25 protein-coding genes are annotated in these 26,877 nt (G+C 71.4%); 19 read left to right on the forward strand and 6 right to left on the reverse strand.

The features are described 5' to 3' along the window. The first annotated feature begins 80 nt into the window (after positions 1-80). On the forward strand, positions 81-2,339 hold the full coding sequence (locus tag ACFYX0_RS06370; protein ID WP_388966958.1) for a heavy metal translocating P-type ATPase: 2,259 nt from the start codon (positions 81-83) through the stop codon (positions 2,337-2,339). A gap of 575 nt (positions 2,340-2,914) precedes the next feature. On the opposite strand, the gene ACFYX0_RS06375 is transcribed toward ACFYX0_RS06370, so the two are convergent. Further along, positions 2,915-4,204 (reverse strand): citrate synthase, encoded by a 1,290-nt coding sequence (locus ACFYX0_RS06375; protein WP_355917801.1) that lies wholly within the window; start codon positions 4,202-4,204, stop codon positions 2,915-2,917. A gap of 232 nt (positions 4,205-4,436) precedes the next feature. Further along, positions 4,437-6,713 carry an ATP-dependent RecD-like DNA helicase gene (locus ACFYX0_RS06380; protein WP_388966960.1) on the reverse strand — a complete coding sequence of 759 codons (2,277 nt, stop codon included), beginning with the start codon at positions 6,711-6,713 and terminating at the stop codon, positions 4,437-4,439. A 390-nt stretch (positions 6,714-7,103) separates the two neighbouring features. Here ACFYX0_RS06380 and ACFYX0_RS06385 point away from each other — a divergent pair, with 390 nt between their 5' ends. From ACFYX0_RS06385 to ACFYX0_RS06455, 15 genes are all read left to right on the forward strand, one after another. Beyond that, the gene (locus tag ACFYX0_RS06385; protein ID WP_355917795.1) at positions 7,104-8,150 is read left to right on the forward strand and encodes a LacI family DNA-binding transcriptional regulator; all 1,047 of its coding nucleotides are present in this window, start codon (positions 7,104-7,106) and stop codon (positions 8,148-8,150) included. Beyond that, positions 8,147-9,676, forward strand: a complete 1,530-nt coding sequence (locus ACFYX0_RS06390; RefSeq protein ID WP_388966963.1) for a sugar ABC transporter ATP-binding protein — start codon at positions 8,147-8,149, stop codon at positions 9,674-9,676. The genes ACFYX0_RS06385 and ACFYX0_RS06390 overlap by 4 nt, the downstream gene beginning before the upstream one ends. Further along, positions 9,666-11,615 carry a substrate-binding domain-containing protein gene (locus tag ACFYX0_RS06395; protein WP_355917789.1) on the forward strand — a complete coding sequence of 650 codons (1,950 nt, stop codon included), beginning with the start codon at positions 9,666-9,668 and terminating at the stop codon, positions 11,613-11,615. Before ACFYX0_RS06390 ends, ACFYX0_RS06395 begins: the two co-directional genes overlap by 11 nt. 116 nt (positions 11,616-11,731) lie before the next feature. Next, positions 11,732-12,631 (forward strand): ribokinase, encoded by a 900-nt coding sequence (locus tag ACFYX0_RS06400; protein ID WP_388966966.1) that lies wholly within the window; start codon positions 11,732-11,734, stop codon positions 12,629-12,631. After that, a complete protein-coding gene (rbsD, locus tag ACFYX0_RS06405; protein WP_355917783.1) occupies positions 12,628-13,017 on the forward strand; it encodes a D-ribose pyranase in 390 nt (129 codons plus the stop codon). The genes ACFYX0_RS06400 and rbsD overlap by 4 nt, the downstream gene beginning before the upstream one ends. 270 nt (positions 13,018-13,287) lie before the next feature. Then, entirely contained in the window at positions 13,288-13,674 is a 387-nt protein-coding gene (locus ACFYX0_RS06410; protein ID WP_355917780.1) for a gas vesicle protein, read from the forward strand. 48 nt (positions 13,675-13,722) lie between these two features. Further along, positions 13,723-14,166, forward strand: coding sequence for a gas vesicle structural protein GvpA (locus tag ACFYX0_RS06415; RefSeq protein ID WP_388966968.1), 444 nt, complete (start codon positions 13,723-13,725; stop codon positions 14,164-14,166). After that, on the forward strand, positions 14,163-14,888 hold the full coding sequence (locus ACFYX0_RS06420) for a GvpL/GvpF family gas vesicle protein (RefSeq protein WP_388966970.1): 726 nt from the start codon (positions 14,163-14,165) through the stop codon (positions 14,886-14,888). Before ACFYX0_RS06415 ends, ACFYX0_RS06420 begins: the two co-directional genes overlap by 4 nt. Before the next feature lie 41 nt (positions 14,889-14,929). Further along, entirely contained in the window at positions 14,930-15,193 is a 264-nt protein-coding gene (locus ACFYX0_RS06425) for a gas vesicle protein GvpG (RefSeq protein ID WP_388966973.1), read from the forward strand. 83 nt (positions 15,194-15,276) lie between these two features. Continuing rightward, on the forward strand, positions 15,277-15,816 hold the full coding sequence (locus tag ACFYX0_RS06430) for a hypothetical protein (RefSeq protein ID WP_388966976.1): 540 nt from the start codon (positions 15,277-15,279) through the stop codon (positions 15,814-15,816). Next, positions 15,809-16,942, forward strand: coding sequence for an SRPBCC family protein (locus ACFYX0_RS06435; RefSeq protein WP_388966978.1), 1,134 nt, complete (start codon positions 15,809-15,811; stop codon positions 16,940-16,942). Before ACFYX0_RS06430 ends, ACFYX0_RS06435 begins: the two co-directional genes overlap by 8 nt. An 81-nt stretch (positions 16,943-17,023) precedes the next feature. Further along, positions 17,024-17,569, forward strand: a complete 546-nt coding sequence (gene gvpJ, locus ACFYX0_RS06440; RefSeq protein ID WP_388966980.1) for a gas vesicle protein GvpJ — start codon at positions 17,024-17,026, stop codon at positions 17,567-17,569. A gap of 5 nt (positions 17,570-17,574) precedes the next feature. After that, positions 17,575-18,393 (forward strand): GvpL/GvpF family gas vesicle protein, encoded by an 819-nt coding sequence (locus tag ACFYX0_RS06445; RefSeq protein WP_388966982.1) that lies wholly within the window; start codon positions 17,575-17,577, stop codon positions 18,391-18,393. After that, on the forward strand, positions 18,390-18,707 hold the full coding sequence (locus ACFYX0_RS06450; protein ID WP_388966984.1) for a gas vesicle protein: 318 nt from the start codon (positions 18,390-18,392) through the stop codon (positions 18,705-18,707). Before ACFYX0_RS06445 ends, ACFYX0_RS06450 begins: the two co-directional genes overlap by 4 nt. Further along, positions 18,691-19,095, forward strand: coding sequence for a gas vesicle protein K (locus ACFYX0_RS06455; protein ID WP_388966986.1), 405 nt, complete (start codon positions 18,691-18,693; stop codon positions 19,093-19,095). Before ACFYX0_RS06450 ends, ACFYX0_RS06455 begins: the two co-directional genes overlap by 17 nt. A gap of 27 nt (positions 19,096-19,122) precedes the next feature. Here ACFYX0_RS06455 and ACFYX0_RS06460 read toward each other — a convergent pair whose 3' ends face one another. From ACFYX0_RS06460 to ACFYX0_RS06470, 3 genes are read right to left on the reverse strand one after another with little or no spacing between them, the layout of a single operon-like run. Further along, a complete protein-coding gene (locus ACFYX0_RS06460) occupies positions 19,123-19,977 on the reverse strand; it encodes a sugar phosphate isomerase/epimerase family protein (protein WP_388966988.1) in 855 nt (284 codons plus the stop codon). Further along, positions 19,974-21,143 (reverse strand): dihydrodipicolinate synthase family protein, encoded by a 1,170-nt coding sequence (locus ACFYX0_RS06465; RefSeq protein WP_388966990.1) that lies wholly within the window; start codon positions 21,141-21,143, stop codon positions 19,974-19,976. Before ACFYX0_RS06465 ends, ACFYX0_RS06460 begins: the two co-directional genes overlap by 4 nt. After that, positions 21,140-22,291 carry a Gfo/Idh/MocA family protein gene (locus ACFYX0_RS06470; protein WP_388966992.1) on the reverse strand — a complete coding sequence of 384 codons (1,152 nt, stop codon included), beginning with the start codon at positions 22,289-22,291 and terminating at the stop codon, positions 21,140-21,142. Before ACFYX0_RS06470 ends, ACFYX0_RS06465 begins: the two co-directional genes overlap by 4 nt. A gap of 323 nt (positions 22,292-22,614) precedes the next feature. On the opposite strand from ACFYX0_RS06470, the gene ACFYX0_RS06475 reads away from it, so the two are divergent. From ACFYX0_RS06475 to ACFYX0_RS06485, 3 genes are all read left to right on the forward strand, one after another. Further along, positions 22,615-23,655 (forward strand): LacI family DNA-binding transcriptional regulator, encoded by a 1,041-nt coding sequence (locus tag ACFYX0_RS06475; protein WP_388966995.1) that lies wholly within the window; start codon positions 22,615-22,617, stop codon positions 23,653-23,655. Between the two features lie 83 nt (positions 23,656-23,738). After that, entirely contained in the window at positions 23,739-24,539 is an 801-nt protein-coding gene (locus ACFYX0_RS06480; RefSeq protein WP_388967026.1) for a sugar phosphate isomerase/epimerase family protein, read from the forward strand. A 198-nt stretch (positions 24,540-24,737) separates the two neighbouring features. After that, positions 24,738-26,009 carry an MFS transporter gene (locus tag ACFYX0_RS06485; RefSeq protein WP_388966998.1) on the forward strand — a complete coding sequence of 424 codons (1,272 nt, stop codon included), beginning with the start codon at positions 24,738-24,740 and terminating at the stop codon, positions 26,007-26,009. Here the strand turns inward: ACFYX0_RS06485 and ACFYX0_RS06490 are convergent. Next, the gene (locus ACFYX0_RS06490; protein ID WP_388967001.1) at positions 25,990-26,598 is read right to left on the reverse strand and encodes an alpha/beta hydrolase; all 609 of its coding nucleotides are present in this window, start codon (positions 26,596-26,598) and stop codon (positions 25,990-25,992) included. The two genes, ACFYX0_RS06485 and ACFYX0_RS06490, sit on opposite strands and share 20 nt — an antisense overlap. Between the last annotated feature and the right edge of the window lie 279 nt (positions 26,599-26,877).

Genomic DNA, 26,877 nt, shown 5'->3' on the forward strand with positions numbered 1-26,877 from the left:
CTCCCCGATCTCCGCACCGGGCCGTGCCGACCGGCTGATACCGGCTCCGTACGTCCCGGTCTCCCTTCTGGAGTCCGGACATGACCACCACCGCAGCACCAGCCCCGATAGACCCTGCCACGCACTCCGAGGTCGAACTGACGATCGGCGGTATGACCTGCGCCTCGTGCGCGGCCCGCGTGGAGAAGAAGCTCAACCGCCTCGACGGCGTCACCGCCACGGTGAACTACGCGACCGAGAAGGCGAAGGTCTCCTACGCCGACGGCATCGAGGTCGCCGATCTGATCGCCACCGTGGTGAAGACCGGCTACACGGCCGAGGCACCCCCGCCACCGCGGCCCGAGGAACCCGAACCGCGGGAGTCCGGTGCCACCGAGGAGGACCCCGAGACGGCGGCGCTGCGCACACGGCTGACCGTCTCCGCCGTCCTCGCCCTGCCCGTGGTCCTCATGTCGATGGTCCCGGCCCTGCAGTTCGACAACTGGCAGTGGCTCTCGCTGACCCTCGCCGCTCCCGTCGTGGTCTGGGGCGGACTGCCCTTCCACCGGGCGGCCTTCACCAACGCCCGGCACGGCGCGGCCACCATGGACACCCTTGTCTCGGTCGGCACGCTGGCCGCCTTCGGCTGGTCGCTGTGGGCGCTGTTCTGGGGGGACGCCGGGATGCCGGGCATGCGCCACGGCTTCGACCTCACCGTCTCCCGTACGGACGGATCGAAGGCCGTCTATCTGGAGGTGGCCGCGGGGGTCGTCGCGTTCATCCTGCTCGGCCGGTATCTGGAGGCCCGCTCCAAGCGGCGCGCGGGTGCGGCACTGAAGGCGCTGCTGGAACTCGGTGCGAAGGACGTGGCGGTGCTGCGGAACGGCCGGGAGGTACGCGTCCCGGTGGCGCGGCTGGCCGTCGGGGACCGGTTCGTCGTACGGCCCGGGGAGAAGATCGCCACGGACGGGACCGTCGTCGAGGGCACCTCCGCGGTCGACGCGTCGATGCTGACCGGTGAGTCGGTGCCGGTCGACGTGGCCGTCGGGGACGCCGTGACCGGCGCGACCGTGAACGCCGGGGGCCGGCTGGTGGTGGAGGCGACCCGGGTGGGCGCCGACACCCAGCTCGCCCGGATGGCACGCCTCGTCGAGGACGCGCAGAACGGAAAGGCCGAGGTACAGCGCCTCGCCGACCGCGTCTCGGGGATCTTCGTGCCCGTCGTGCTGCTGATCGCGCTCGGCACCTTCGGGGTGTGGCTCGGCGTCACGGGCGACACGGTCGCCGCCTTCACCGCGGCCGTCGCGGTGCTGATCATCGCCTGCCCCTGCGCCCTGGGCCTCGCCACCCCGACGGCGCTGATGGTGGGCACGGGCCGCGGCGCCCAACTCGGCATCCTCATCAAGGGTCCCGAGGTGCTGGAGTCCACGCGCCGCGTCGACACCGTGGTCCTGGACAAGACCGGAACGGTCACCACCGGCCGGATGGCCCTCCAGGACGTGTACGTCGCCGAGGAGGCCGACGAGAAGGAGGTTCTACGGCTCGCAGGAGCCCTGGAACACGCCTCCGAGCATCCGATCGCCCGGGCCGTCGCGGCGGGCGCCCGGGAGCGCACCGGTGCCCTCCCGGCGCCGGAGCACTTCGAGAACGTGCCCGGGCTCGGGGTGCGCGGCCGGGTCGAGGGCCACGAGGTCACGGTGGGCCGGTTCGCGGACGCTCTCCCGGAGGCGGTGGCCCGCGCGAAGGACGCGGCCGAGGCGGAGGGACGCACGGCCGTCGTGGTCGCCCGGGACGGAGCGGCCCTCGGTGTTCTCACCGTCGCCGACACCATCAAGGAGACCAGCGCCGAGGCGGTACGGGAGCTGCGCGCCCTGGGGCTGCGGCCGGTCCTGCTGACCGGGGACAACCGGGCGGTGGCCGAGGCCGTGGCGCGCGCCGTCGGCATCGACTCCGGCGATGTGATCGCCGAGGTGCTGCCACAGGACAAGGTCGACGTCGTCCGGCGGCTGCAGGGTGAGGGGCGGACCGTCGCCATGGTCGGCGACGGCGTCAACGACGCGGCCGCGCTCGCCACCGCCGATCTGGGGCTCGCCATGGGCACCGGCACGGACGCGGCGATCGAGGCGAGCGACCTGACGCTGGTGCGCGGGGACCTGCGGGTGGCCGCGGACGCGATCCGGCTGTCCCGGCGGACCCTCGGCACGATCAAGGGCAACCTGGTGTGGGCCTTCGGCTACAACGTGGCAGCGCTGCCGCTGGCCGCCGCAGGCCTGCTCAATCCCATGATCGCGGGCGCGGCGATGGCCTTCTCGTCGGTCTTCGTGGTCACGAACAGCCTGCGGCTCCGGACATTCTCATGACGCAAGGGCGAGAGTGCCTCTAGAGTCCGACGCATGCCTCACATAAGCTCTTCACAAGGCTCGCGCATCATCCTTACGCTGGGGACTCGATCGCCGTATCGGGCCTCTTGCGTATTTTCAGGACATATGCAAGAGATGCAGATCACAGTGATGTGAACGTAACCAACTGAAGGGTTCGTGGGTCTAAGTTGGCGATGTCAGAAGCGTCTTGGGGGGCGCGACTGACATCCGGGGAGGTCTTGGGGGACGTTCCCGGGAAACTGCGTTGCCGGGGCACGTACACCGGGGAGCTTTGAGCGGCCCTCCCGTCGGTACGCGTCCCGGCAGACCGCATCGCAGTGGTACGCCGAGTTCTGCTCGTTTTGCTCGCAGCGATTCAGGCGCTGTCCCGCAGGCGCCCGGCCGGATCCCGTGGGGGGAATCCGCACCGGGACATGGGAAGGCGCCCCGTGCGTCGGCCCGTGGGGGGACCGTCGCCGGGGCGCCTTCTGCTTTTTCGTGGCGGGTTCGCCTCCGGGGCGCCTGAGCGCCCCTTCGGCTCACCTACCGGTCGAGCAGGCTGCCGTCAGGCGTGCTCAGCGCTCCTCGACCGAGGTGAAGTCGCGCTCCACCACGCCGGTGTAGATCTGACGCGGGCGGCCGATGCGGGAGCCCGGCTCCTTGATCATCTCGGTCCACTGGGCGATCCAGCCCGGCAGCCGGCCGAGGGCGAACAGGACCGTGAACATCTCGGTCGGGAAGCCCATCGCGCGGTAGATCAGACCGGTGTAGAAGTCGACGTTCGGGTAGAGGCTGCGCGAGACGAAGTAGTCGTCGGAGAGCGCGTGCTCCTCCAGCTTCAGCGCGATGTCCAGCAGCTCGTCGGACTTGCCGAGGGCCGAGAGGACGTCGTGCGCCGCCGCCTTGATGATCTTCGCGCGGGGGTCGAAGTTCTTGTAGACCCGGTGGCCGAAGCCCATCAGACGGACGCCGTCCTCCTTGTTCTTCACCTTGCGGATGAAGGAGTCGACGTCGCCGCCCGCGTCGCGGATGCCCTCGAGCATCTCCAGGACGGACTGGTTGGCGCCACCGTGCAGCGGGCCCCACAGCGCGTTGATGCCGGCCGAGATCGAGGCGAACATGTTGGCCTGCGACGAGCCCACCAGGCGCACGGTCGAGGTCGAGCAGTTCTGCTCGTGGTCCGCGTGCAGAATCAGCAACTTGTCCAGGGCGGAGACGACGACCGGGTCCAGGTCGTACTCCTGCGCCGGCACGGAGAACGTCATACGGAGGAAGTTCTCGACGTAGCCCAGGTCGTTGCGCGGGTAGACGAACGGGTGGCCGATCGACTTCTTGTAGGCGTACGCGGCGATCGTCGGAAGCTTGGCGAGCAGACGGATCGTGGAGAGGTTGCGCTGCTTCTCGTCGAAGGGGTTGTGGCTGTCCTGGTAGAAGGTGGACAGCGCGGAGACCACCGAGGACAGCATCGCCATCGGGTGCGCGTCGCGCGGGAAGCCCGTGTAGAAGTTCTTGACATCCTCGTGCAGCAGGGTGTGCTGCGTGACGTCGTTCTTGAAGGTGGAGAGCTCGTCGACGGACGGCAGCTCGCCGTTGATCAGCAGGTAGGCGACCTCCAGGAAGGTGGAGCGCTCTGCCAGCTGCTCGATCGGGTAGCCGCGGTACCGCAGGATGCCCTGCTCGCCGTCCAGATAAGTGATGGCGGATTTATATGCGGCGGTGTTGCCGTAACCGCTGTCCAGAGTGACCAGACCGGTCTGGGCGCGGAGCTTCCCGATGTCGAAGCCCTTGTCGCCGACGGTGCTGTCGACCACCGGGTAGGTGTACTCGCCGCCGTCGTACCGCAGTACTACAGAGTTGTCGCTCACGTCTTCCCTCACCGACGTAGTGCCTCATCTTCGAGGTGCCCTGACTGTCTCTACCATCCCCCATTTGGCGCAGGAGAGTGCACTCGGGGTCGACCATTGGGCTCATCGGCGGCACTGAGTGCCGTCAACCTGCTCATCCTGCCCGCCTGGAACCGGTTCCGGAAGTGCTCTGTGACCTTCGCGACTCGTTTGATCGATCATTTTTTTCGAGGGCGTGCCGGACGGGCGGAGATCAGCCGTCGAGGGGCCCCGGGGACAGTCGGAAGTCCAGAGCCGTGCACCGCCGGCCCGCCGAGACCGTGCGCACCGCCTGCCCGATCGCCTTGCGGGAACCGACGAGGACGACCAGCTTCTTGGCGCGGGTGACCGCCGTGTAGAGCAGATTCCGCTGGAGCATCATCCAGGCTCCGGTGGTGACCGGGACCACCACCGCCGGATACTCGCTGCCCTGGGAGCGGTGGATGGTCACCGCGTACGCGTGGGCCAGCTCGTCCAGTTCGTCGAACTCGTAGGGGACCTCCTCGTCCTCGTCCGTCAGCACCGTCAGGCGCTGGTCGACCGGGTCGAGCGAGGTGACCACGCCCACGGTGCCGTTGAAGACCCCGTTCTTGCCTTTTTCGTAATTGTTACGGATCTGGGTGACCTTGTCCCCGACACGGAAGACCCGGCCGCCGAACCGCTTCTCGGGCAGATCGGGGCGGCCCGGGGTGATGACCTGCTGGAGCAGCCCGTTGAGGGCGCCCGCGCCGGCCGGGCCCCGGTGCATCGGGGCGAGCACCTGCACGTCCCTGCGCGGATCGAGGCCGAACCGGGCCGGGATGCGCCGTGCCGCCACGTCCACGGTGAGCCGGCCGGCCTCCTCGGTGTCGTCCTCGACGAACAGGAAGAAGTCCTTCAGGCCGTCGGTCAGCGGATGCTGCCCGGCGTTGATGCGGTGCGCGTTGGTGACGACGCCGGACTGCTGGGCCTGGCGGAAGACCCGGGTCAGCCGGACCGCGGGCAGGGGGCTGCCGTCGGCGAGGAGGTCCCTCAGCACCTCTCCGGCGCCGACGCTCGGCAACTGGTCGACGTCGCCGACGAAGAGCAGATGGGCGCCCGGCGGCACGGCCTTGACCAGCTTGTTGGCGAGCAGCAGATCCAGCATGGACGCCTCGTCGACGACGACCAGGTCGGCGTCGAGCGGGCGGTCCCTGTCGTACGCCGCGTCGCCGCCGGGCTTCAGCTCCAGCAGCCGGTGGACCGTGGAGGCCTCGGCGCCGGTCAGCTCGGACAGGCGTTTGGCCGCCCGCCCGGTGGGCGCCGCGAGCAGGACCTTGGCCCGCTTGGCCCGGGCGAGCTCCACGATGGACCGCACCGTGAAGGACTTGCCGCAGCCGGGGCCGCCGGTGAGGACGGCGACCTTCCGGGTCAGCGCCAGCCGTACGGCCGCCTCCTGCTCCGGGGCGAGATCGGCTCCCGTGCGCTCCTTGAGCCAGCCCAGCGCCTTGTCCCACGCCACGTCCCGGAAGGCGGGCATCCGGTCCTCGTCGGTCCGCAGCAGGCGCAACAGCTGGGCGGAGAGGGCGAGTTCGGCCCGGTGGAAGGGGACCAGATAGACGGCGGTGACGGGCCCCTCCCCCTCGGGTCCGGGCACCTTCTCCCGGACGACACCGGGGTCGGAGTCGTCCTCGGGGGGTGCCGCCAGCTCGGCCAGGCACTCGATGACGAGCCCCGTGTCGACCTGGAGCAGCTTGACCGCGTCCGCGATGAGCCGCTCCTCGGGGAGATAGCAGTTGCCCTGGTCGGCGGACTGCGACAGCGCGTACTGAAGGCCGGCCTTGACGCGCTCCGGGCTGTCGTGCGGGATGCCGACGGACTGGGCGATGCGGTCGGCGGTGAGGAAGCCGATGCCCCAGACGTCGGCGGCCAGGCGGTAGGGCTGGTTCTTGACGACGGAGATCGAGGCGTCGCCGTACTTCTTGTAGATCCGCACGGCGATGGACGTGGACACCTGGACGGTCTGCAGGAAGAGCATGACCTCCTTGATCGCCTTCTGCTCCTCCCAGGCGTCGGCGATCTTCTTCGTCCGCTTCGGCCCGAGACCGGGGACCTCGATGAGCCGCTTGGGCTCCTCCTCGATGACCCTCAGGGTGTCGATGCCGAAGTGCTGGGTGATGCGGTCGGCGAAGACGGGGCCGATGCCCTTGACGAGGCCGGAGCCGAGATAGCGGCGGATGCCCTGGACGGTGGCCGGCAGGACGGTGGTGTAGTTCTCCACCGTGAACTGCCGTCCGTACTGGGGATGTGATCCCCAGCGGCCCTCCATCCTGAGCGACTCCCCGACCTGGGCGCCGAGGAGCGCGCCGACGACGGTGAGCAGATCACCGGCGCCGCGGCCGGTGTCCACGCGGGCGACCGTGTATCCGTTCTCCTCGTTGGCGTAGGTGATCCGCTCGAGCACGCCCTCCAGCGTGGCCAGGCGCCGCTCCCCGTCGCCCGCCTGCCCTGCCCGACTCGCCTCCGTGGTCATGATCCGACGCTACCGCCCGGGTGTGACAACCGGGGACGGCCGGCCACAGGTCACCCGGGGCCGGCGGCCTCGGCGCCCGCGTCCGGCGGCGGCTGACGGCTGACGGCTGACGGCTGACGGCTGACGGCTGACGGCTGACGGATCGTCAACCCGCTGCGGGCAGGCGCGGGACGGCCACGGGACCGCGCCTCCGGGCCCGAGTCCGCCTCCCGTCCCCGCGACCACCCCAGGGTCACAATCCGGTCTCGGGGTCCCTCTGACCCTTGATTAACCCTCGTGTAATCGATTCCAATCCTCCGTGCCGGTCGTTGTAAACGATTCCACCAGATCGCAAAACGGCTGCAACCGGCGCAAACGCCTTTACGGACTCACAAGGAGGTGGTCCCGGCAATGTCGAGCATCAAGGACGTCGCCGCGGCGGCGGGCGTATCCGTCGCCACGGTGTCCCGCGTCCTGAACGATCACCCGTCGGTCAGCGCCGACGCCCGCAGCCGTGTGCTGGCCGCCGTCGAGGCGCTGGGCTACCGCCCGAACGCCGTCGCCCGGTCCCTGCGCACCGACCAGACCCGCACCCTCGGCCTGGTCATCAGCGACGTGCTGAACCCCTACTTCACGCATCTGGCGCGCTCCGTCGAGGAGGAGGCCCGCGCCCTGGGCTACAGCGTGATCATCGGCAACGCCGACGAGCGCCCCGAGCTCCAGGACCACCATGTGCGGACCCTGCTGGACCGGCGGATCGACGGGCTGCTCGTCTCCCCGACCTGCGGCGGCTCCCCGCTCATGCTGGACGCAGCGAAGGCCGGCACCCCGATGGTCTTCGTGGACCGGTGGATCGCGGGCGTCGACGTCCCCGTCGTACGCGCCGACGGACGTGCCGCCGTGCACGCCCTGGTGGCCCATCTGCACGCGCTCGGGCACCGGCGGCTCGCGATCATCGCGGGACCGGCGGCGACCACGACCGGCAGCGAGCGTGTCGAGGCCTTCCGCGAGGCCCTGGGCGAGTACGGCCTCCCCCTGCCCGACGCCTACATAGGCCAGGGCGACTTCCAGGCCGACAGCGGGCGCCGGGCCACCGAGCGGTTCCTCGACCTTGCCGAGCCGCCCGAGGTCGTGTTCGCGGCCGACAACCTGATGGCGCTCGGCGCGCTGGACGCCGTCCGGGACCGCGGGCTGCGGGTCCCCGACGACATCGCGCTCGCCGCGTTCGACGACATCCCGTGGTTCGTGCACACCGATCCGCCGGTCACGGCGATCGCCCAGCCCACCCGCGAGCTGGGACGTGCCGCCGTGCGGGCGCTGGTCGACCGCATCGAGGGGCGGCCCCCCGAGTCCGTCACCCTCCCCGCCCGTCTCGTCGTACGCCGCTCGTGCGGCGAGCCGGCTTCTGCGCAGGCCCCCGCTGCGCAGCCCTCCCCCATGCAAAGGAGCATGCCGTGAGCAACCCGGACGAGTTGCTGCGCATCGAAGGCATACGCAAGACCTTCCCTGGCGTGGTCGCGCTCGACGGCGTCGACTTCGACCTGCGCCGGGGCGAGGTGCATGTGCTGCTCGGTGAGAACGGCGCGGGCAAGAGCACCCTCATCAAGATGCTCTCCGGCGCCTACCGCCCCGACGGCGGCCGGATCCTGGTCGGCGGCGAAGAGGTGCGCATCCATGGAGCGCAGGACTCCGAGCGCCTCGGGATCGCCACCATCTACCAGGAGTTCAACCTGGTTCCCGATCTGACCGTCGCCGAGAACATCTTCCTCGGGCGGCAGCCGCGCCGCCTCGGCATGATCGACCGCAAGAAGATGGATGCGGACGCGGCCGAGCTCCTCGAACGCGTCGGCGTCCAGGTGTCGCCCAGGACACGCGTGCGGGAACTCGGCATCGCCCGGCTCCAGATGGTCGAGATCGCCAAGGCCCTCAGCCTGAACGCGCGCGTGCTCATCATGGACGAGCCGACGGCCGTGCTCACCTCCGAAGAGGTCGACAAGCTCTTCGCCATCGTGCGCAAGCTGCGCGAGGACGGCGTCGCCATCGTCTTCATCACCCACCATCTGGAGGAGATCGCCGCGCTCGGGGACCGGGTCACCGTGATCCGTGACGGCAGGAGCGTCGGGCAGGTGCCCGCCTCCACGCCCGAGAACGAACTCGTGCGCCTCATGGTGGGGCGGTCGATCGAGCAGCAGTACCCGCGAGAACGGCCGGACGCCGGGGCCGCGTTGCTCACCGTCGAGGGGCTCACCCGGGACGGCGTCTTCCACGATGTGTCCTTCGAGGTGCGGGCCGGTGAGGTCGTCGGCATCGCGGGGCTCGTGGGAGCCGGCCGTACGGAGGTCGTCCGGGCCGTGTTCGGCGCCGACCCGTACGACAGCGGAGCCGTGCACGTCGCCGGCGCGCCCGTGCGCCGCGCCGACGTGAACGCCGCGATGGCGGCCGGGATCGGGCTCGTGCCCGAGGACCGCAAGGGCCAGGGACTCGTCCTGGACGCGTCCATCGAGGAGAACCTCGGGCTGGTGACCATGCGCGCGGCGACCCACGGCGGCATCGTCGACCGCAAGGGGCAGCACACCGCCGCGGCCAAGGTCGCCGACCAGCTCCGGGTGCGGATGGCCGGACTCGGCCAGCAGGTGCGCACCCTCTCCGGCGGCAACCAGCAGAAGGTCGTCATCGGCAAGTGGCTGCTGGCGAACACCAAGGTGCTCATCCTCGACGAGCCGACGCGCGGCATCGACGTCGGCGCCAAGGTCGAGATCTACCAGCTGATCAACGAACTCACGGCCGCGGGCGCCGCGGTCCTGATGATCTCCAGCGATCTGCCCGAGGTGCTCGGCATGAGCGACCGGGTCCTGGTGATGGCCCAGGGCCGGATCGCGGGCGAACTCTCCGCCGACGATGCGACCCAGGACTCCGTCATGGCACTCGCCGTCTCCTCCCCCACCACGACCGAGAACGAAACGGAGGCCTCCCGTGGCCACTGACACGCTCAAGACCCGGGCGGGCGCCGGTGGCGCCGGCGGTATCCGCCGCCTCCTGCTCGACAACGGCGCGCTCACGGCGCTCATCGGCCTCGTCATCGTGATGTCGGCGCTGTCCGGCGACTTCCTGACGACCGACAACCTTCTCAACATCGGCGTCCAGGCGGCCGTCACCGCGATCCTCGCCTTCGGCGTGACCTTCGTGATCGTCTCGGCGGGCATCGACCTGTCGGTCGGTTCGGTCGCCGCGCTGTCGGCCACCGTCCTCGCCTGGAGCGCCACGTCGGCGGGCGTCCCCGTCGCGATAGCGGTCCTCCTCGCGATCGCGACCGGCCTCGCCGCCGGTCTCGTCAACGGCGTCCTGATCTCGTACGGCAAGCTCCCGCCGTTCATCGCGACGCTCGCCATGCTGTCGGTGGGCCGCGGTCTGTCGCTGGTCATCTCGCAGGGCTCCCCGATCGCGTTCCCCTCCTCGGTCTCGCACCTCGGTGACACGCTCGGCGGCTGGCTGCCCGTGCCGGTGCTGGTGATGGTGATCATGGGCCTGATCACCGCGTTCGTCCTCGGCCGTACGTACATCGGCCGCTCCATGTACGCGATCGGCGGCAACGAGGAAGCGGCCCGGCTGTCGGGTCTGCGGGTGAAGAAGCAGAAGATCGCGATCTACGCGCTGTCGGGCCTGTTCGCCGCTGCCGCGGGCATCGTGCTCGCCTCACGGCTGTCCTCGGCGCAGCCGCAGGCCGCCAACGGCTACGAGCTGGACGCGATCGCCGCGGTCGTCATCGGCGGCGCCTCCCTCGCCGGCGGTACCGGCAAGGCCTCCGGCACCCTGATCGGCGCGCTGATCCTGGCGGTGCTGCGCAACGGCCTCAACCTCCTGTCGGTGTCCGCCTTCTGGCAGCAGGTCGTCATCGGTGTCGTGATCGCCCTGGCGGTGCTGCTCGACACCGTGCGGCGCAAGGCCGGGGCCACCCCGGTGGCCGCCGGGACCCCTGGCGGCGCCGGCAAGGGCAAGCAGGCGTTGACCTATGTGCTCGCGGCCGCGGTCGCGGTGGCCGTGGTGGGCTCCCTGTCGTTCCTGCACGGCGGCTCGTCCTCCAAGACGCCGAAGGTGGGCCTGTCGCTGTCCACCCTCAACAACCCCTTCTTCGTTCAGATCAAGCAGGGCGCGCAGGCGGAGGCGAAGAAGCAGGGCGTCGACCTGACCGTCACGGACGCGCAGAACGACGCCTCGCAGCAGGCCAACCAGTTGCAGAACTTCACCAGTTCGGGTCTCGGCGCGATCGTCGTCAACCCGGTCGACTCGGATGCCGCGGGCCCGGCGGTGCGTGCCGCGAACAAGGCGGGCGTCCCCGTGGTGGGCGTCGACCGAGGCGTCAACAAGGCGAAGACGGCCGCGCTGGTCGCCTCCGACAACATCGAGGGCGGCAAGCTGGGCGCCCAGGCGCTGGCCGAGAAGCTGGGCGGCAAGGGCAAGATCGTGATCCTCCAGGGTCTGGCCGGTACGTCCGCGAGCCGTGAGCGCGGCGCGGGCTTCGAGGAGGGCCTGAAGGCCTACCCCGGGATCCAGGTCGTCGCCGAGCAGCCCGCGGACTTCGACCGCACCAAGGGGCTCGACGTGATGACGAACCTGCTCCAGGCCCACCCCGACGTCCAGGGCGTCTTCGCCGAGAACGACGAGATGGCGCTCGGTGCGATCAAGGCGCTCGGCGCCAAGGCCGGCACGTCCGTCCAGGTCGTCGGCTTCGACGGCGAACCGGACGGTCTGGCCGCGGTCAAGGCGGGCTCGCTGTACGCGTCGGTGGCACAGCAGCCCTCGCAGCTGGGCCGGATCGCGATCGACAACGCGCTGCGGGCCATCCAGGGCAAGAAGGTCGAGGAAACGGTCAAGGTTCCGGTGAAGGTGGTCACGAAGGACAACGTGGCGGGGTTCACGGGCTGACCCCCGCCCCAGCCGGTCGCCACGGCGGCGGGTCCGCGCACACCGCGCGGCCCCCCGGCCGTGGCACCGGTGTCACCGCTGTAGTGGATCCACGGGGATCCGTTGGGAGACAGTTCATGTACGACTACGACCTCCTGGTCGTCGGGTCGGCCAACGCCGATCTGGTGATCGGGGTGGAGCGGCGGCCCGCGGCCGGGGAGACGGTGCTCGGTTCCGACCTGGTCGTCCACCCGGGCGGCAAGGGCGCGAACCAGGCGGTCGCCGCCGCCCGTCTCGGCGCCCGTACGGCGCTGCTGGCCCGGGTCGGCGACGACGCGCACGGCCGGCTGCTGCTCGACGCGCAGCGCGCGGCCGGCGTCGACACCGAGGGGGTTCTGGTCGGCGGGGCGCCCACCGGCGTCGCGCTCATCACGGTGGACCCGTTCGGGGACAACAGCATCGTGGTCTCCCCCGGAGCCAACGGCAGGCTCGCGCCCGAGGACGTACAGGCCGCCGGGAAGCTGCTGTCCGCCTCCCGCGTGGTCTCGACGCAGCTGGAGGTCCCGCTGGAGACGGTCGTGGAGGTCGTACGGAATCTGCCGTCCGGCACCCGGTTCGTACTGAACCCGTCGCCGCCCCGGCCGCTGCCCGCCGAGGTGCTGGCGGCCTGTGACCCGCTGATCGTGAACGAGCACGAGGCACGGGTCATCACAGGCGCGGAGCTGAACGGTTCGCCCGAGGACTGGGCTGCCGCGCTGCTGGCGCTCGGCCCGCGGTCCGTCGTGGTGACCCTCGGCGCGCGGGGCGCACTGGTGGCGACCGCCGAGTCCATGACCCGGGTCCCCTCGGTGAAGGTGGAGGCGGTGGACACCACCGGTGCGGGCGACGCGTTCACGGCGGCGCTGGCCTGGCGGCTGGGCACGGGTGCGTCGCTGCCGGACGCGGCGGCCTACGCGGCACGGGTGGGCGCGGCGGCGGTCACCCGCCCCGGCGCGCAGGAGTCGTACCCCACCGCGGAGGAGGTCGAGGCGCTGTGAAGAAGGCCGGAATCCTGAACCGACACCTCTCCGGGGCGCTGGCCGAGCTGGGCCACGGGGACGGGGTCCTGGTGTGTGACGCAGGCATGCCGATACCGGACGGCCCGCGCGTGGTCGACCTGGCGTTCCGCGCCGGAGTCCCGTCCTTCGCGGAGGTCCTGGCCGGTCTGCTGGACGAGCTGGTGGTGGAGGGCGCGACGGCGGCGCGGGAGATCAGGGACGCGAACCCGCAGGCGTCGGCGCTGCTGGACGCGCGCTTCCCCGGGCTGGCGCTGGTCCCGCACGAGGAGCTGAAGCGGATGACGCGCGAGGCCCGTCTGGTCGTCCGCACGGGCGAGGCCCGGCCGTACGCGAACGTGCTGCTGCGCTGCGGGGTCTTCTTCTGATCCATACGTTCTGACCCATGCCGTACAGACTTCGAGGGGCCCGGTCCACAGGCCGGGCCCCTCGGCTTCCCCCTCCGCGTCAGAACCCCCGCGATCCCCCCAGATCCCCCTCCAGAAGTTCCGACGTCCACTACGACATGCGGGGTGCGGGGAGGGTTGCACGGCCGGAGCGGAAAATTTTTTCGCGTCTTAGCGATCCCGAATAAATGCGCATACGACTGGCATACGCTACGAAGAGGGTCAATCATGGACAGAGAAGCAAGAAGGTGAATGATCACGAGCGACCCTGAGCACAAGAAGGCGCGTTCCGCGTCGCGGAGGCCGTCCTCTCCTGAGCGGAAGACCTCCAAGCCGGAGCAGTCATCCCAGGAGCCGGAGGCCTCCGGTCCCGGGCGCGTGCCCGCTCCCCAGGCCATGCGGAACGCCGCTCAGCAGCTGTCCGAACTGCTGGGACGCGCCCCTCAGTCCGTCTCCGCGCTGAAGCCGACGGCCGACGGCTGGGAGGCCTTGGTGGAGGTCGTCGAGCTGGAGCGCATCCCGGACACGAGCAGTGTGATGGCCAGCTACAAGGTCGTTCTGGATCCCGCGGGTCAGCTGATGGCGTACGAGCGTGCACGCCGATACACCCGCGCACAGGTCGACAGTGAGGGCCGCTAGGGCAAGGCGGCTCCCCCTCCGCGTGGAGGTCTACGAGGGGAAGAAATCGTGACTGTGGTGCCAGGAGGCGGCGGTGGCGCCCTCGCCGGAGGCGGGGGCAGGGGCTCCGGAACCCTGTACGACGTGCTGGAACTCGTTCTCGACCGCGGTCTGGTCATCGATGTGTTCGCACGGGTGTCCCTGGTGGGCATCGAGATCCTGAAGGTCGACGCCCGCGTGGTCGTGGCCAGCGTCGACACCTATCTGCGCTTCGCGGACGCCTGCAACCGGCTGGATCTGGAGTCGGGCCGCAAGGCACCCATGCAACTGCCCGAACTCATGGAGGGCGTCACCGAGGGCGGCGCCCGCGGCAAGAGCAAGGGGGCGCTGACCGGCGCGGTCGAGGCGTTCACCGAATCGCTGCAGGGCCGCGGTGGCGACAAGCGCGAGAAGGAGCCCGAGCGCGCCGAACGCGGCTCGCACCGCCGCTCCGCCAAGGACCGGGAGGAGTGAGCGCACCGATGGCGCTGTACGTGTACGCGATCACCGACGACTCGCACCCCCTGGACCTGGACGGCATCAAGGGCGTGGGCGCGTCGCCCGCCGAGCTGCACACCGTACGGGGCGATTCCCTGTGCGCCGTCGTCAGTGAGGCGCCGGAGGACCTGTCGGTCGCGCGCCGGGATCTGGAGGCGCACCACGAGGCCCAGGAACGGCTGTGGGCCGAGGGGACCGTCCTGCCGCTGAGCTTCGGATTCGTCGCGCAGGACGAGGAAACGGTGCGTGCGGTGCTCGAGGAGCGGGCCGAGCAGTTCACCCAGCGCCTCGAAGAGCTGGCCGGGCGGGCCGAGTTCAATGTCAAGGGCCTTCAGGAGGAGGACGCGGTGCTGCGTTCCGTCCTGGAGGAGTCCCCGGAGGTCCGCGCGCTGAACGAGGCGACCCGGGCGGGCGGCGGCACACAGCAGGACCGGCTCGCGCTCGGCCAGTTGGTGGCCGAGGGGGTGCAGAGCCATGAGGAGGCGCTGGCCGCCGAGGTGCTCGCCGCGCTGCGGCCGCTCACCCTGACGGAGAAGGTCGCCCCGCCGTCCCAGCAGTACTTCGTGAACGCTTCCTTCCTGGTGGAGGACGAGCGCGGCGAGGAGTTCACCCGGACCGGCGAGGAACTGGCCGAGCGCCTGGGCGAGGGCGTCGAGCTGCGGATACGGGGGCCGTTGCCGCCGTACAGCTTCACCTGACCGTTGCGACGGGCGCTGTCCGTATGGCCCGAGGAGGCGGAATGGGACTGGTCACCGGGATTCTGACGCTGCCGTTCGCCCCCGTGCGGGGCATCGGCTGGGTGATCGACAAGGTCGTGCGGACCGCCGAGGAGGAGTACTACGACCCCGCGCGCGTCCAGGAGGGGCTCGTCAAGCTGGAGCGGGCGAGGAACGAAGGCCGCATCGGCGAGGAGGAGTTCGCCCGGCGTGAGGAGGAACTGCTGCACCACCTCGAGGAGATCAGGGCCTACCAACTGCGGCGCGGCGGACAGAGCGGACTGTGAACGCATGCCGTGACGCGCGGCGCGTGGTGCCCCGGCCGTGGACACACGGGCCGTGAAGCCTCGGCAAGGAGAGAAGACGAATCATGATCAATCCCAAGATCGCGGCGGCTGTTCTCGCTGGATATCTGCTGGGCCGGACCAGGAAGGCCAAGCTCGCCCTGAGTCTCGGCGCGATGCTGGCCGGGTCCAAGGTGAAGCCCGACCAGCTCGGCAAGCTCCTCCAGGACTCCCCGCTGGTCGGGAACGTCAGCGAGCAGGTCCGTACCGAACTGGCGGACGCGGGCAAGACGGCGGCGACCACCCTGCTGACGGCGAAGGCCGAGAGCCTGGCCGACGCGCTGCACGAACGCACCACCGGGCTGAAGGAGCGGGCGTACGGCGAGGACGAGGAGCGCGAGGAGGACGAGGGCGAGCGCGCGGAGAGCCGGACCGAGGGGCGTCGCACCGGGGCCCGCAAGAGCCAGACGAGCCGGAGCGCGGCACGTCAGAAGAAGACGCAGACCCGCGCACCGGGCCAGGGCGGCGAGGCGCGCAGCAAGAAGGCGCCGGCCAAGAAGGCGTCGTCCGCCCAGGGCCGCGCGAAGAGCGGCTCCGCACGATCGAGGAGGCCGGACGATGGCTGACGGCGCCCTCTCGAAGGTTCGTGAGCAGGCGAAGCAGAACCCCGCCACGGACCGGCTGATACAGGAGCTGGAGGAGTATCTGCAGACCCGGCTCGAGGTGACGATCGGGAACGTGGGCGAGCGGCTGGGCGAGGGGGCGCGCCGGCTGGCCGAGACACGCGTCGATCCCGGCATGCTGACCGGCCTCGTCCTCAAGGGCGGCAAGAAGCTCCTCGGCGGCGGGGTGCTCGGCGGCGGAGCGGACGGAGGCGGCGGGCTGCTGTCCCACGCCAAGGACATGGTGCTGGACAAGGCCAAGGAGGCGGTGGGGGCCGGCGGCCGCAAGAACAAACCCGACGGCCGGGGCAAGGCGCTGACCATCATCGAGGAAGTCGATGTGGGCGTGCCCGTGCGCGAGGCCTACAACCAGTGGACGCAGTTCACGGACTTCAACCGGTTCGCCAAGGGCGTCGAGGAGGTCCGGCAGGACGACGAGATCTCCAGCCACTGGCAGGTGAAGATCGCCAAGTCGCGCCGGCACTGGCGGGGCACCGTCACCGAGGAGGTGCCCGACGAGCGGATCGCCTGGACTACCGAGGGCCCCAAGGGCACCCACAAGGGCGTCGTCACCTTCCATCCGCTCGGGGACAACCTCACCAAGGTGCTGCTGGTCATGCAGTACTACCCCCATGGCCTTATCGAGAAGACCGGCGGCCTGTGGCGCGCCCAGGGCCGCCGGGTGCGGCTCGATCTGAAGCTCTACCGCGCCTTCATCATGAGCCGGGGCGAGGCCAGCGGCGCCTGGCGCGGCGAGATCCGCGACGGCGAAGTGGTCCGCACGCACGAGGAGGCCGAGGAGGCCGAGGAACGCGAGGCGGCCCGCGACGAGGAAGAGGAAGAGGAAGAGGGCTACCCCGAGGAGGAAGAGGGCTACCCCGAGGAAGAGGAAGAAGAGGAAGAAGAGGGCGAGGAGCCCGAGGAGGGCTACGCGGACGAGGAGGAGGAAGAGGCGGACGAGGAGGAAGAGGGGGACGACGACTACGCCTCCGACGAATCCGAGGAAGGCGAGCGGGAGGAGGACGAGGACGAGGACCGCTACGACGAGACGGAGGAAGAAGGCACCCAAGGGCGCCGGCGTCGCGGTTAGTTCCGGGCGCTGAGGTGCGCGAACCCGCCGGTTTCCGCGTCGCCGACGCCGGGGCCCCAGCGAAACGAGGTCGAGTGTGCCGTGACCCAGTCCGAGCCGGTCCCCACGCCGTCCCGGGGCCTTTACCCGTACGGTCAGGGGTCCTCCAGCACGAACCTGGCCGACATCCTTGAACGCGTGCTCGACAAGGGCATCGTCATCGTCGGCGACATCAAGATCAACCTGCTCGACATCGAGTTGCTCACCATCAAGCTCCGGCTGCTGGTGGCCTCCGTCGACAAGGCCCGGGAGATCGGCATCGACTGGTGGGAGCACGATCCCGCCCTGTCCTCCCGCGCCTCCCGCGCCGACGGCCGGCGCAGCCTGGAGGAGCAGAACGAGCGGCTGCGTGCCGAGGTGGAGGCACTGCGCCGGCAGATCGCCGAGTCCCCGGCGGAGTTGCCCGGGAACGGCACGGAGGCCCGCCGCCCCTCGCGCGAGGCCACTGGCACCGAGCGGGAGCCGCCCGCGGAACCCCGGCGCAAGCGACGGAAGGCCGAGGACGACGCCCGCGCGGCCGAGGGCCCCCGCAGGGCCCGGTCGGCCGAGGGCACCCGTGGAGCGCGTAGGGACGAGGACCGGAGCTGAGGCCGGTGGACGAGCAACTGTGCTACGCATACGCCGTGGTGGGGTCGTCCGCCGCCGTGGAACTCACCGGTGTCCAGGGCGTGGCGGGCGCCCCCGTCACCCTGGTCCGCTCGGGCCCGGTGGCCGCCGCGGTCAGCGCGGTGCCCCGGGAGGGGTTCTCGGAGACGGCCCTGAAGGCGGGCCTGGAGAATCTGGAGTGGCTGGAGGCGACGGCCCGCGCGCATCACTCCGTCATCGAGGCCCTCGCCGCGCGCACCACGGTCCTCCCGCTGCGGCTGGCCACCGTGTATCTCGACGAGGCGAGCGTCCGGCAGATGCTCGGCGAACGCGAGGCGGACCTCGCGGCACTGCTGGACCGGCTCGCGGACCAGGTGGAGTGGGGTGTGAAGGTCTACGCCGAGGTGCCGCCCCCGGCCGCGCCGTCCGCCCCGCCTCCGGCCGCCGACACCGGCGCCGCGAGCGAGGCGGACGCCGGACGCGCGTATCTGCGGCGCCGCCGGCATCAGCGGCAGGAGCGCGAGGACGCGTGGCGGACGGCCGAGGAGGCCGTACGGCGGACGGAGTTGCAGGCCAGGGGTCTGGCGGTGGAGCGGACCCGGCACCGCCCGCAGCAGGGCGGTCTGGCCCAGGGGGTGCCGGGTGAGAACGTCGCCAACGACGCCTATCTGGTCCCGCACCGGCTCTCCGAGGAGTTCCGCAATCGGATGCTGCACGCGGCGGACGACCTGCCCGGGGTGCGCGTGGACGTCACCGGGCCCTGGGCGCCGTACTCCTTCACCGCGCCCCTGGCACCCGACGCGCAGGAGGGGGCCGGGCAGCGGTGAGCGAGTACGGCACGCGGCACTCCTACGGCGACCGGTACGGCGGCACGTACGACGACCGCCACGACCCGTACGAGGACCGCCCGGTCAGCCAGCCCCAGGTCGCGCTGATCGATCTGCTGGACCGGCTGCTGAGCGGCGGCGTGGTGATCACCGGCGATCTGGTGCTGTCCATCGCCGACATCGATCTGGTGCGGATCTCGCTGCGTGCCGTCCTGGTCGCCGTCCGCGAGGAATTGGGCGAGGGGTGGGCGGGCCTGCTCCCCTCGGGGCGGGCGCTCGCGGGAGGGGGCGCACCCGGTGACGAACCCGACTGAGGGCCCGGGCGCCGACCGTCTGCGGGAGGTGGCCGAGGCCGCCACCCGGGCGTTCTCCGTGCTGCCGGCCAGGCCCGACGAGATGGCCCCGGCGCCCTCCGGCGGCGGCCGGGTCGCCGCGCGCCGTCTGCACACCGACCCGGACACGGTCGAACGGGACCTGGTCAAACTGGTCCTGACCCTGGTGGAGCTGCTGCGTCAGCTGATGGAGCGGCAGGCCCTGCGCCGCGTGGACGAGGGCGGTCTGACGGAGGAGCAGGAGGAGCGGCTCGGGCTGACCCTGATGCTGCTGCACGACCGGATGGCCGAACTGTGCGATCAGTACGGCCTCACCCTCGCCGATCTCAACCTCGATCTGGGCCCGCTCGGCACACTGCTCCCGCCCTGACAGGGCCCCGAGGCTCACCCCCGAGGCTCACCGCACCAGATGCTCCACGAACCGCGCCACCGTCTCCACGAGGACCTCCCGGCCGTCCCGCGCCCACAGCTCGTCGTTGAACAGCTCGACCTCGATGGGCCCGGTGTAGCCCGCGGCCTCCACCCGGGCCGTCCACTCCCGCAGATCGACCGAGCCGTCGCCGAGCCGGCCCCGGCCGTTGAGGACCCCCTCGGGCAGCGGGGTGGTCCAGTCGGCGAGCTGGAAGGCGTGGAGACGGCCGTCGGCGCCCGCGCGGGCGATCTGCTCGGGGGCCGTGTCGTCCCACCAGACGTGGTACGTGTCCACGGTGACACCGACCTGTCCGGCGGGGAACCGCTCGGCGAGGTCCAGCGCCTGGGTCAGGGTCGAGACGACACAGCGGTCGGCGGCGTACATCGGGTGCAGCGGTTCGACGGCCAGCCGCACCCCGCGCCCGGCCGCGTAGGGGCCCAGTTCCCCGAGCGCGTCCGCGATCCGCTCGCGCGCGCCGCGCAGATCCTTGGAGCCGGCCGGCAGGCCGCCCGACACCAGCACGAGCGTGTCCGTGCCGAGTGCGGCGGCCTCGTCGACCGCGCGGCGGTTGTCGTCCAGGGCGCGCGCCCGCTCGCCGGGGTCGGTCGCCGTGAGGAAACCGCCCCGGCACAGCGTCGTCACCGTCAGCCCCGCCCCGCGCACCAGCCGGGCCGTGGCGTCCACGCCGTACGCCCGGACGGGCTCGCGCCACAGGCCCACGCCCCGCACGCCCAGGGCGAGACAGGCGTCGACCAGTTCGGGCAGCTTGAGTTGACGTACCGTCATCTGATTGACGGAGAGCCGCGAGAGCCGCTCCGGTGCCGTGCTCGTGCCGCTCATGGACTCACTCCGTACAGGGTCAGCAGGGTTCTCATCCGCGTCTCCGCCCGCTCCGGGTCGGGGAACAGGCCGAGACCGTCGGCGAGTTCGTACGCCGTCGCGAGATGCGGCAGCGAACGGGCCGACTGAAGGCCGCCCACCATCGCGAAGTGCTCCTGGTGGCCCGCGAGCCAGGCCAGCAGGACCACCCCCGTCTTGTAGAAACGGGTGGGCGTCCGGAACAGATGACGGGACAACTGCACGGTGGGGTCGAGGAGTTCACGGAACCCCTTCACATCGCCCGCGTCCAGGACCCGCACCGCCTCGGCCGCGAGCGGGCCCAGCGGGTCGAAGACGCCGAGCAGGGCATGGCTGAAGCCGTGGTCGTCACCCGCGATCAGCTCGGGGTAGTGGAAGTCGTCGCCCGTGTAGCAGCGCACCCCGTCGGGCAGCCGCCGGCGCAGTTCGGTCTCGCGCCGGGCGTCGAGCAGCGAGATCTTGACGCCGTCCACCTTGTCCGGGTGCGCGGCGACGACGTCCAGGAAGGTGCGGGTGGCCGCGTCCAGGTCGGTGCTGCCCCAGTAGCCCTCCAGGGCCGGGTCGAACATCGGGCCGAGCCAGTGCAGGACGACCGGTTCGGCGGCCTGGCGCAGCAGACGGCCGTAGACGTCGAGATAGTCCTCGGGGCCCCGGGCGACCGCGGCCAGCGCGCGGGAGGCCATCAGGATCGCCTGGGCGCCCGAGTCCTCCACCACGGCCAGCTGTTCCTCGTAGGCGGCGCGGATCGCGTCGAGGCCGTAGGGATACCCGATCTCGGTGGGGTGCAGCTGGTCGGTGCCCACACCGCAGGCGATCCGGCCGCCGACCGCCCTGGCCTCGGCGGCGGACCTGCGGATCAGTTCCGCCGCGCCCGCCCAGTCCAGGCCCATCCCGCGCTGGGCGGTGTCCATGGCCTCGGCGACCGCCAGGCCGTGGGCCCACAGATGGCGCCGGAAGGCGAGGGTCGCGTCCCAGTCGAGGGCGGCGGGTGCGTCGGGGGACACGTCCGCGTAAGGGTCGGCCACGACATGGGCCGCCGCGAAGACCGTACGGGAGGTGAAGGGCGTGCCCGGGGTGAGGGCGAGGGGCGTCCGGCGCGGTGTGTAGGTCCGCAACCGGCCTTCGGTGTCCGGCAGTCGGAGGGTCACAGTGCGATCTCCGGTACGTCGATACGGCGGCCCTCGGCCGAGGACCGCAGACCGAGTTCGGCGAGCTGCACACCGCGGGCGCCGGCGAGCAGGTCCCAGTGGTAGGGCGCGTCGACGTACGCATGCCTCAGGAACAGCTCCCACTGCGCCTTGAAGCCGTTGTCGAACTCGGTGTTGTCCGGCACCTCCTGCCACTGGTCGCGGAAGGCCTCCGTGGCGGGCAGGTCCGGGTTCCAGACGGGTTTGGGGGTGGCCGAGCGGTGCTGGACGCGGCACCCGCGCAGACCGGCGACGGCGGACCCCTCGGTGCCGTCCACCTGGAACTCGACGAGTTCGTCGCGGCCCACACGCACGGCCCAGGAGGAGTTGATCTGGGCGATCGCACCGCCCTCCAGCTCGAAGATGCCGTAGGCGGCGTCGTCGGCCGTGGCGGCGTAGGGCTTGCCCCTCTCGTCCCAGCGCTGCGGGACATGGGTGGTGGCGAGCGCCTGTACGGACCGCACCCGGCCGAACAGCTCGTGCAGCACGTACTCCCAGTGGGGGAACATGTCGACGACGATGCCTCCGCCGTCCTCGGCACGGTAGTTCCAGGAGGGGCGCTGCGCGGGCTGCCAGTCGCCCTCGAAGACCCAGTAGCCGAACTCGCCGCGGACGGACAGGATCCGGCCGAAGAAGCCCCCGTCGACGAGCCGCTTCAGCTTGAGCAGGCCCGGCAGGAAGAGCTTGTCCTGGACGACCCCGTGCCGGATGCCCTTCTCCTGGGCGAGACGGGCCAGTTCCAGGGCCCCCGCCAGGCCGGTGGCCGTGGGCTTCTCGGTGTAGACGTGCTTGCCCGCCGCGATCGCCTTCCGCAGGGCCTCCTCGCGGGCCGAGGTGACCTGGGCGTCGAAGTAGATCTCGACGGCGGGATCGGCGAGCACCGTGTCCAGGTCCGTCGACCGGTGTTCGAGGTCGTACTGCCGGGCGAGCGCGTCGAGTGCGTGCGCGCGGCGGCCGACGAGGACCGGTTCGGGCCACAGCACGGTGCCGTCGCCCAGGTCGAGGCCGCCCTGCCGGCGGATGGCCAGGATGGAGCGGACCAGATGCTGGTGGTGGCCCATGCGTCCCGTGACGCCGTTCATGGCGATACGCACCGTCTTGCGTGTCACGTCGGTTCCCTCCGTGCGCGTCCGGCGCCGCGTACGCTCACCGGTGAGCGTGACGGCAAGCGCTTTCTACGTAGCGAGACGCTAACCCCCGTCCGGCGGGCCGGACAAGGGCGCGTCACGGGCGCATCGAGGTGTCGCCGGACGGCGCGCCCCCGTACGGCCGGACGCCATCTTCCCGCAATCCTTCACCCGGCGTGACGCGTCGGTCACGAAAGCCGTTGAGTTGTCCGATCCGTCGAACAAAAGGGAACCACGGGCCTGTACACGGGTGTCCGGAGAGCTGTAGATGGATTCCTGACAAAGCACGCGACCGGAGGACGACGATGACGGTGACCCTGGCAGACGTGGCGGCGCGCGCGCAGGTGTCGCCCGCGACCGTGTCACGTGTGCTGAACGGGAACTACCCGGTCGCCACCGCCACCCGGGAGCGGGTACTGCGCGCGGTCGACGAGTTGGACTACGTCCTCAACGGTCCGGCGAGCGCGCTCGCGGCGGCCACCTCCGACCTGGTCGGGATCCTGGTGAACGACATCGCCGACCCGTTCTTCGGGATCATGGCGAGCGCTATCCAGTCGGAGATCCGCGGCCCGGGAGGACGGGCCGGCGGCGAACGGCTCGCCGTGGTCTGCAACACCGGCGGCTCACCCGAGCGGGAGCTGACGTATCTGACGCTGCTCCAGCGGCAGCGGGCGGCCGCCGTGGTGCTGACCGGCGGCGCGGTGGAGGACTGCGCGCACAAGGAGGCGGTGGGCGCGAAGCTGAGCAAGCTGGCGGCGGCGGGCACGCGCGTGGTGCTGTGCGGGCGGCCGCCCGCCCCCGAGGCGATCGCGCTGACCTTCGACAACCGCGGCGGCGCACAGCGGCTCACCGAACATCTGATCGGGCTCGGCCACCGGCGGCTCGGCTACGTCGCGGGCCCCGAGGAGCGCACGACCACCCGGCACCGTCTGGAGGGTCACCGGGCGGCCCTGGCCGCCGCCGGGATCGAGGACGACCGGCGGCTGACGGTGCACGGGCGCTACGACCGCCGCGCGGGCTACGAGGCGACGCTCGAACTGCTGCGCCGGGAGCCGTCGCTGACGGCGGTCGTGGCGGCGAACGACACGGTGGCGCTGGGCGCGTGCGCGGCCCTGCGCGCCTTCGGCCTGCGCATCCCCGAGGACGTGTCGGTGGTCGGCTTCGACGACCTCCCCTTCGCGATCGACGCGGTGCCGGCCCTGACGACGGTACGGCTGCCGCTCGCGGAGGCCGGGGCCCGGGCGGGGCGGATCGCGATGGGCCGTGAGGAGCCGCCGCCGGGCGGGATCGCCATGGTGCCGGGCGAGCTGATGGTGCGGGGGACCACGGGGGCGCCCCGCGGCTGAGACCTGGGGGCGTGCGGCGCGCCACACCGGCCGTGGCGCAAGGACAGGCGTTACCGGCGGGTGGCGGGGTAGTTTCCGTGACCATGAAGCTGGCGTTCTCCACCCTCGGTGTCCCCGGTCTGCCCGTAGCGGACGTCGTCCGGCTCGCGGCTGCGCACGGCTATCACGGTGTCGAACTGCGCACCCACCCCGAGGAACCCGTGCATCCGGGCCTCGGACCCACCGAACGGGCCGCCGTGGCCGCCGAGTTCGGGGCCTTTGGCGTCGAGATCCTGGGACTCGCCGGGTACGTGCGCGTCGCCGCGCCCGGCGACGACGCACCCGTGCTCGCCGAGATCCGCGCGCTCCTGGAGCTCGCGGGCGACCTGGGCGCCCCTTTCGTGCGCGTCTTCCCCGGCGGCGGCACCGAACAGCGCCCCGAGGAGGCCGACGCCACGGCCGCCCGGCGCCTGGGCACCGCCGCCGAGTACGCCGCCGACCTCGACGTACGGATCCTGCTGGAGACACACGACTCGCATCGCACCGGGGCGGACGTCCTGCGCGTCCTCGGCGCGGTCGGCCACCGCCATGTGGGCGCGCTGTGGGATGTGATGCACACCTGGCTGGGTGGCGAGCAGCCGCAGGAGACGTACGCGGCCCTGTGCACCTACCTCGGCTACGTCCAGGTCAAGGACATCGCCTCCGCCGACGACAGAACCCCGCTGCCGCTGGGCGCCGGCGTCCTGCCGATCACCGAGTGCGTGGAGGTCCTCTCCCGCCACGGCTGGGACGGCTGGCTGTGCTGGGAGTACGAGAAGCGGTGGCACGAGGCGGCGGCGCCCCTCCCGGAACTGCTCGACGCCGGCCGGAACCACCTGGCACGACTGCTCAGCGAGTCGGCGTAGCGCGGTGCGATCGGACCGAGAGCGCGGGATGAGCGGACTCGCCCTCTTCGGACCGCCCGTGGACCGAAGGCGGACTGAAGCATGCGCGTCCCCCTGCACGTCTGAGAGCGACAGCCCTTTGCTATTCGCTCGCCGGCGGCGCCGACACTCGATTAGCCTCCACGCCGTGACACTCCACACCCACCCCGCCCTCTCCTCGTGAGCCTCGGCCTTCGACGCCCGTTCATCGACGTCGAACCGCTGCGGACGTCCCCGGCCTTCCGGCGGCTGCTGATCGGGCGGACCGTGTCCGTGCTCGGCGGCTTCATGGCCATGGTCACCGTCATGTACCAGGTCTGGGACATGACGCACAGCACGGCCTGGAGCGGGGCGGTCGGTCTGGCGCAGGCGCTGCCGACGGTGCTGTTCGGGCTGTTCGCCGGTGCGCGGGCCGACCGGGGCGACCGGCGGCGCATCTTCCTCTTCGCCACCGTCGGCCAGGGGGTCTGCTCCCTGCTGCTCGCGGTGCAGGGCTTCCTCGGGCACGTACCGGTGACCGGAGTGCTCGCGCTGCTGGCGGTGCACTCCTGTTTCGGCGCGATCGGCGGACCGGCGGCGGGGGTGTTCGTGCCCCGGCTGCTGCCCAAGGAGCAGGTGGCGGCCGGGCTGGCCCTCAACCAGGTCTCCTCCCAGGCGATGATGCTGCTCGGCCCCGCGCTCGGCGGTCTGGTCCTCGGCTGGGCCGGGATCGGCGTCTGCTATCTGCTCGACGCGCTGAGCTTCGGCGTCGCCTTCTACGGCGCCTACGGACTGCCCCCGCTGCCGCCCGAGGGCGAGCACTCCCGGACCGGGCTGCGCGGAGTGGCGGACGGGCTGCGTTTCCTGACCGGGCACCGGGTGGTGCGCGGCGCGCTGGTCACCGACCTGGCCGCCACCGTGCTGTCGATGCCGATGAGTCTGTTCCCGCTCGTCAACGCCGAGCGTTTCGGCGGCGATCCGCGCACGCTCGGGCTGTTCCAGTCGGCCGTCGCCGTCGGCGGGATCACCGCCTCCGCCCTGTCCGGACCAGTCACCCGGCTGCGCCGCCCGGGGCTGGTGATGCTGTACGGCGCGGGCACCTGGGGCGCTGCGCTCGCCCTGTTCGGGCTGCTCACCGACCCCTGGGCGGGGTTCGGGCTGCTGCTCGTGGCCGGGGCCGCCGACACCGCCTCGGTGATCTCGCGCAGCACGATCGTGCAGACGCACACCCCGGACGCCCTCCTCGGCCGGGTCACGGCCGCCGAGCAGATCGTCGGCCAGGCGGGCCCCAACCTCGGCAACCTGCGCGGGGGTCTGGTCGCCGGCTGGACCTCCGGCGCGGCCGCGCTGGTCAGCGGGGGTCTGCTGTGTCTGCTCGCGGTGGTGTTCGTGGGCACGAGCACGCCGGAACTGCGTCAGGGGGCCAGGTCCCCCGGCGGTCCCGCCCTCGAGGCTACGCCGGACGTGCCGTGAGCCGTACGGAGGCGTTCAGGCACCAGTCCAGTACGGCGGGCCAGGAGCCGTAGCCGGCGTCCAGGTCGAGGTGGGCAGCGCCGGGAAGGATCTCGGTCGGGATGCCGAGGGGGTCGCCGAAGACGGTCCGCGCGCCCTCCGGGCAGTACGGGTCGTCGTCGCCCGCGACCAGACGGGTCGGCGCGGGCAGGGCGAGACCGTCCAGGGGCGGCGGGGCGAACTCCGCCACCTCCGGGTGCCGTAGGAGGACGGAGCCGGACGGCGGGGCCACGAGCAGCACCCGGTCCACGGCGAGGCCCTCCATCCCGCGCGCGACTGCGTGCAGCCACAGCACGGTGGACAGACTGTGGGCCACGACGACCCGCTCCGCGCCGCGCGGCAGTCCGTCGAGGTGGCGGACCAGCTCCGCGAGCCACACCTCCAGGTCCGGGTCGTCGGGGTCGGGCAGTTGGGGATACGTCACATGGTGACCGAGCTCGGTGAGCCGGTCGGCGAGCCAGTGCTCCCAGTGGTCCTTCGGACGGTGGTTCTGCCAGCCGTGGAGGATCAGGTAGGCACGCGGGGCTTCCGGGTGATCGTTCGTGGTCATGGCCCGCATGGTTTCCGATCATCGGGCGAAGGTCCACCTAGTGCCGTGGTCTCAAACCGTTCCTAAACAGTGTCCAGGAGTGGCATTTGCTGCCAGCTCCCGGAACTGCGCGCATCCCGAACGGTGTTGGATGCGCTGGTATCCCGCGTTCGCTGTGTCCCCGTCCAGCTGCGTGCATCGTGTGCACGTTCCGTGACGGGTGGGCGGGTTCCCTCACGCCCTCGTGTGCCTGGTCCGGCCTGGGCGGTCCGATGCCCCGCAGCATCGCTCTGGTGCTGC

It is taken from the genome of Streptomyces sp. NPDC002573 (assembly GCF_042889625.1).
Classification (GTDB): Bacteria; Actinomycetota; Actinomycetes; order Streptomycetales; family Streptomycetaceae; genus Streptomyces; species Streptomyces gibsoniae.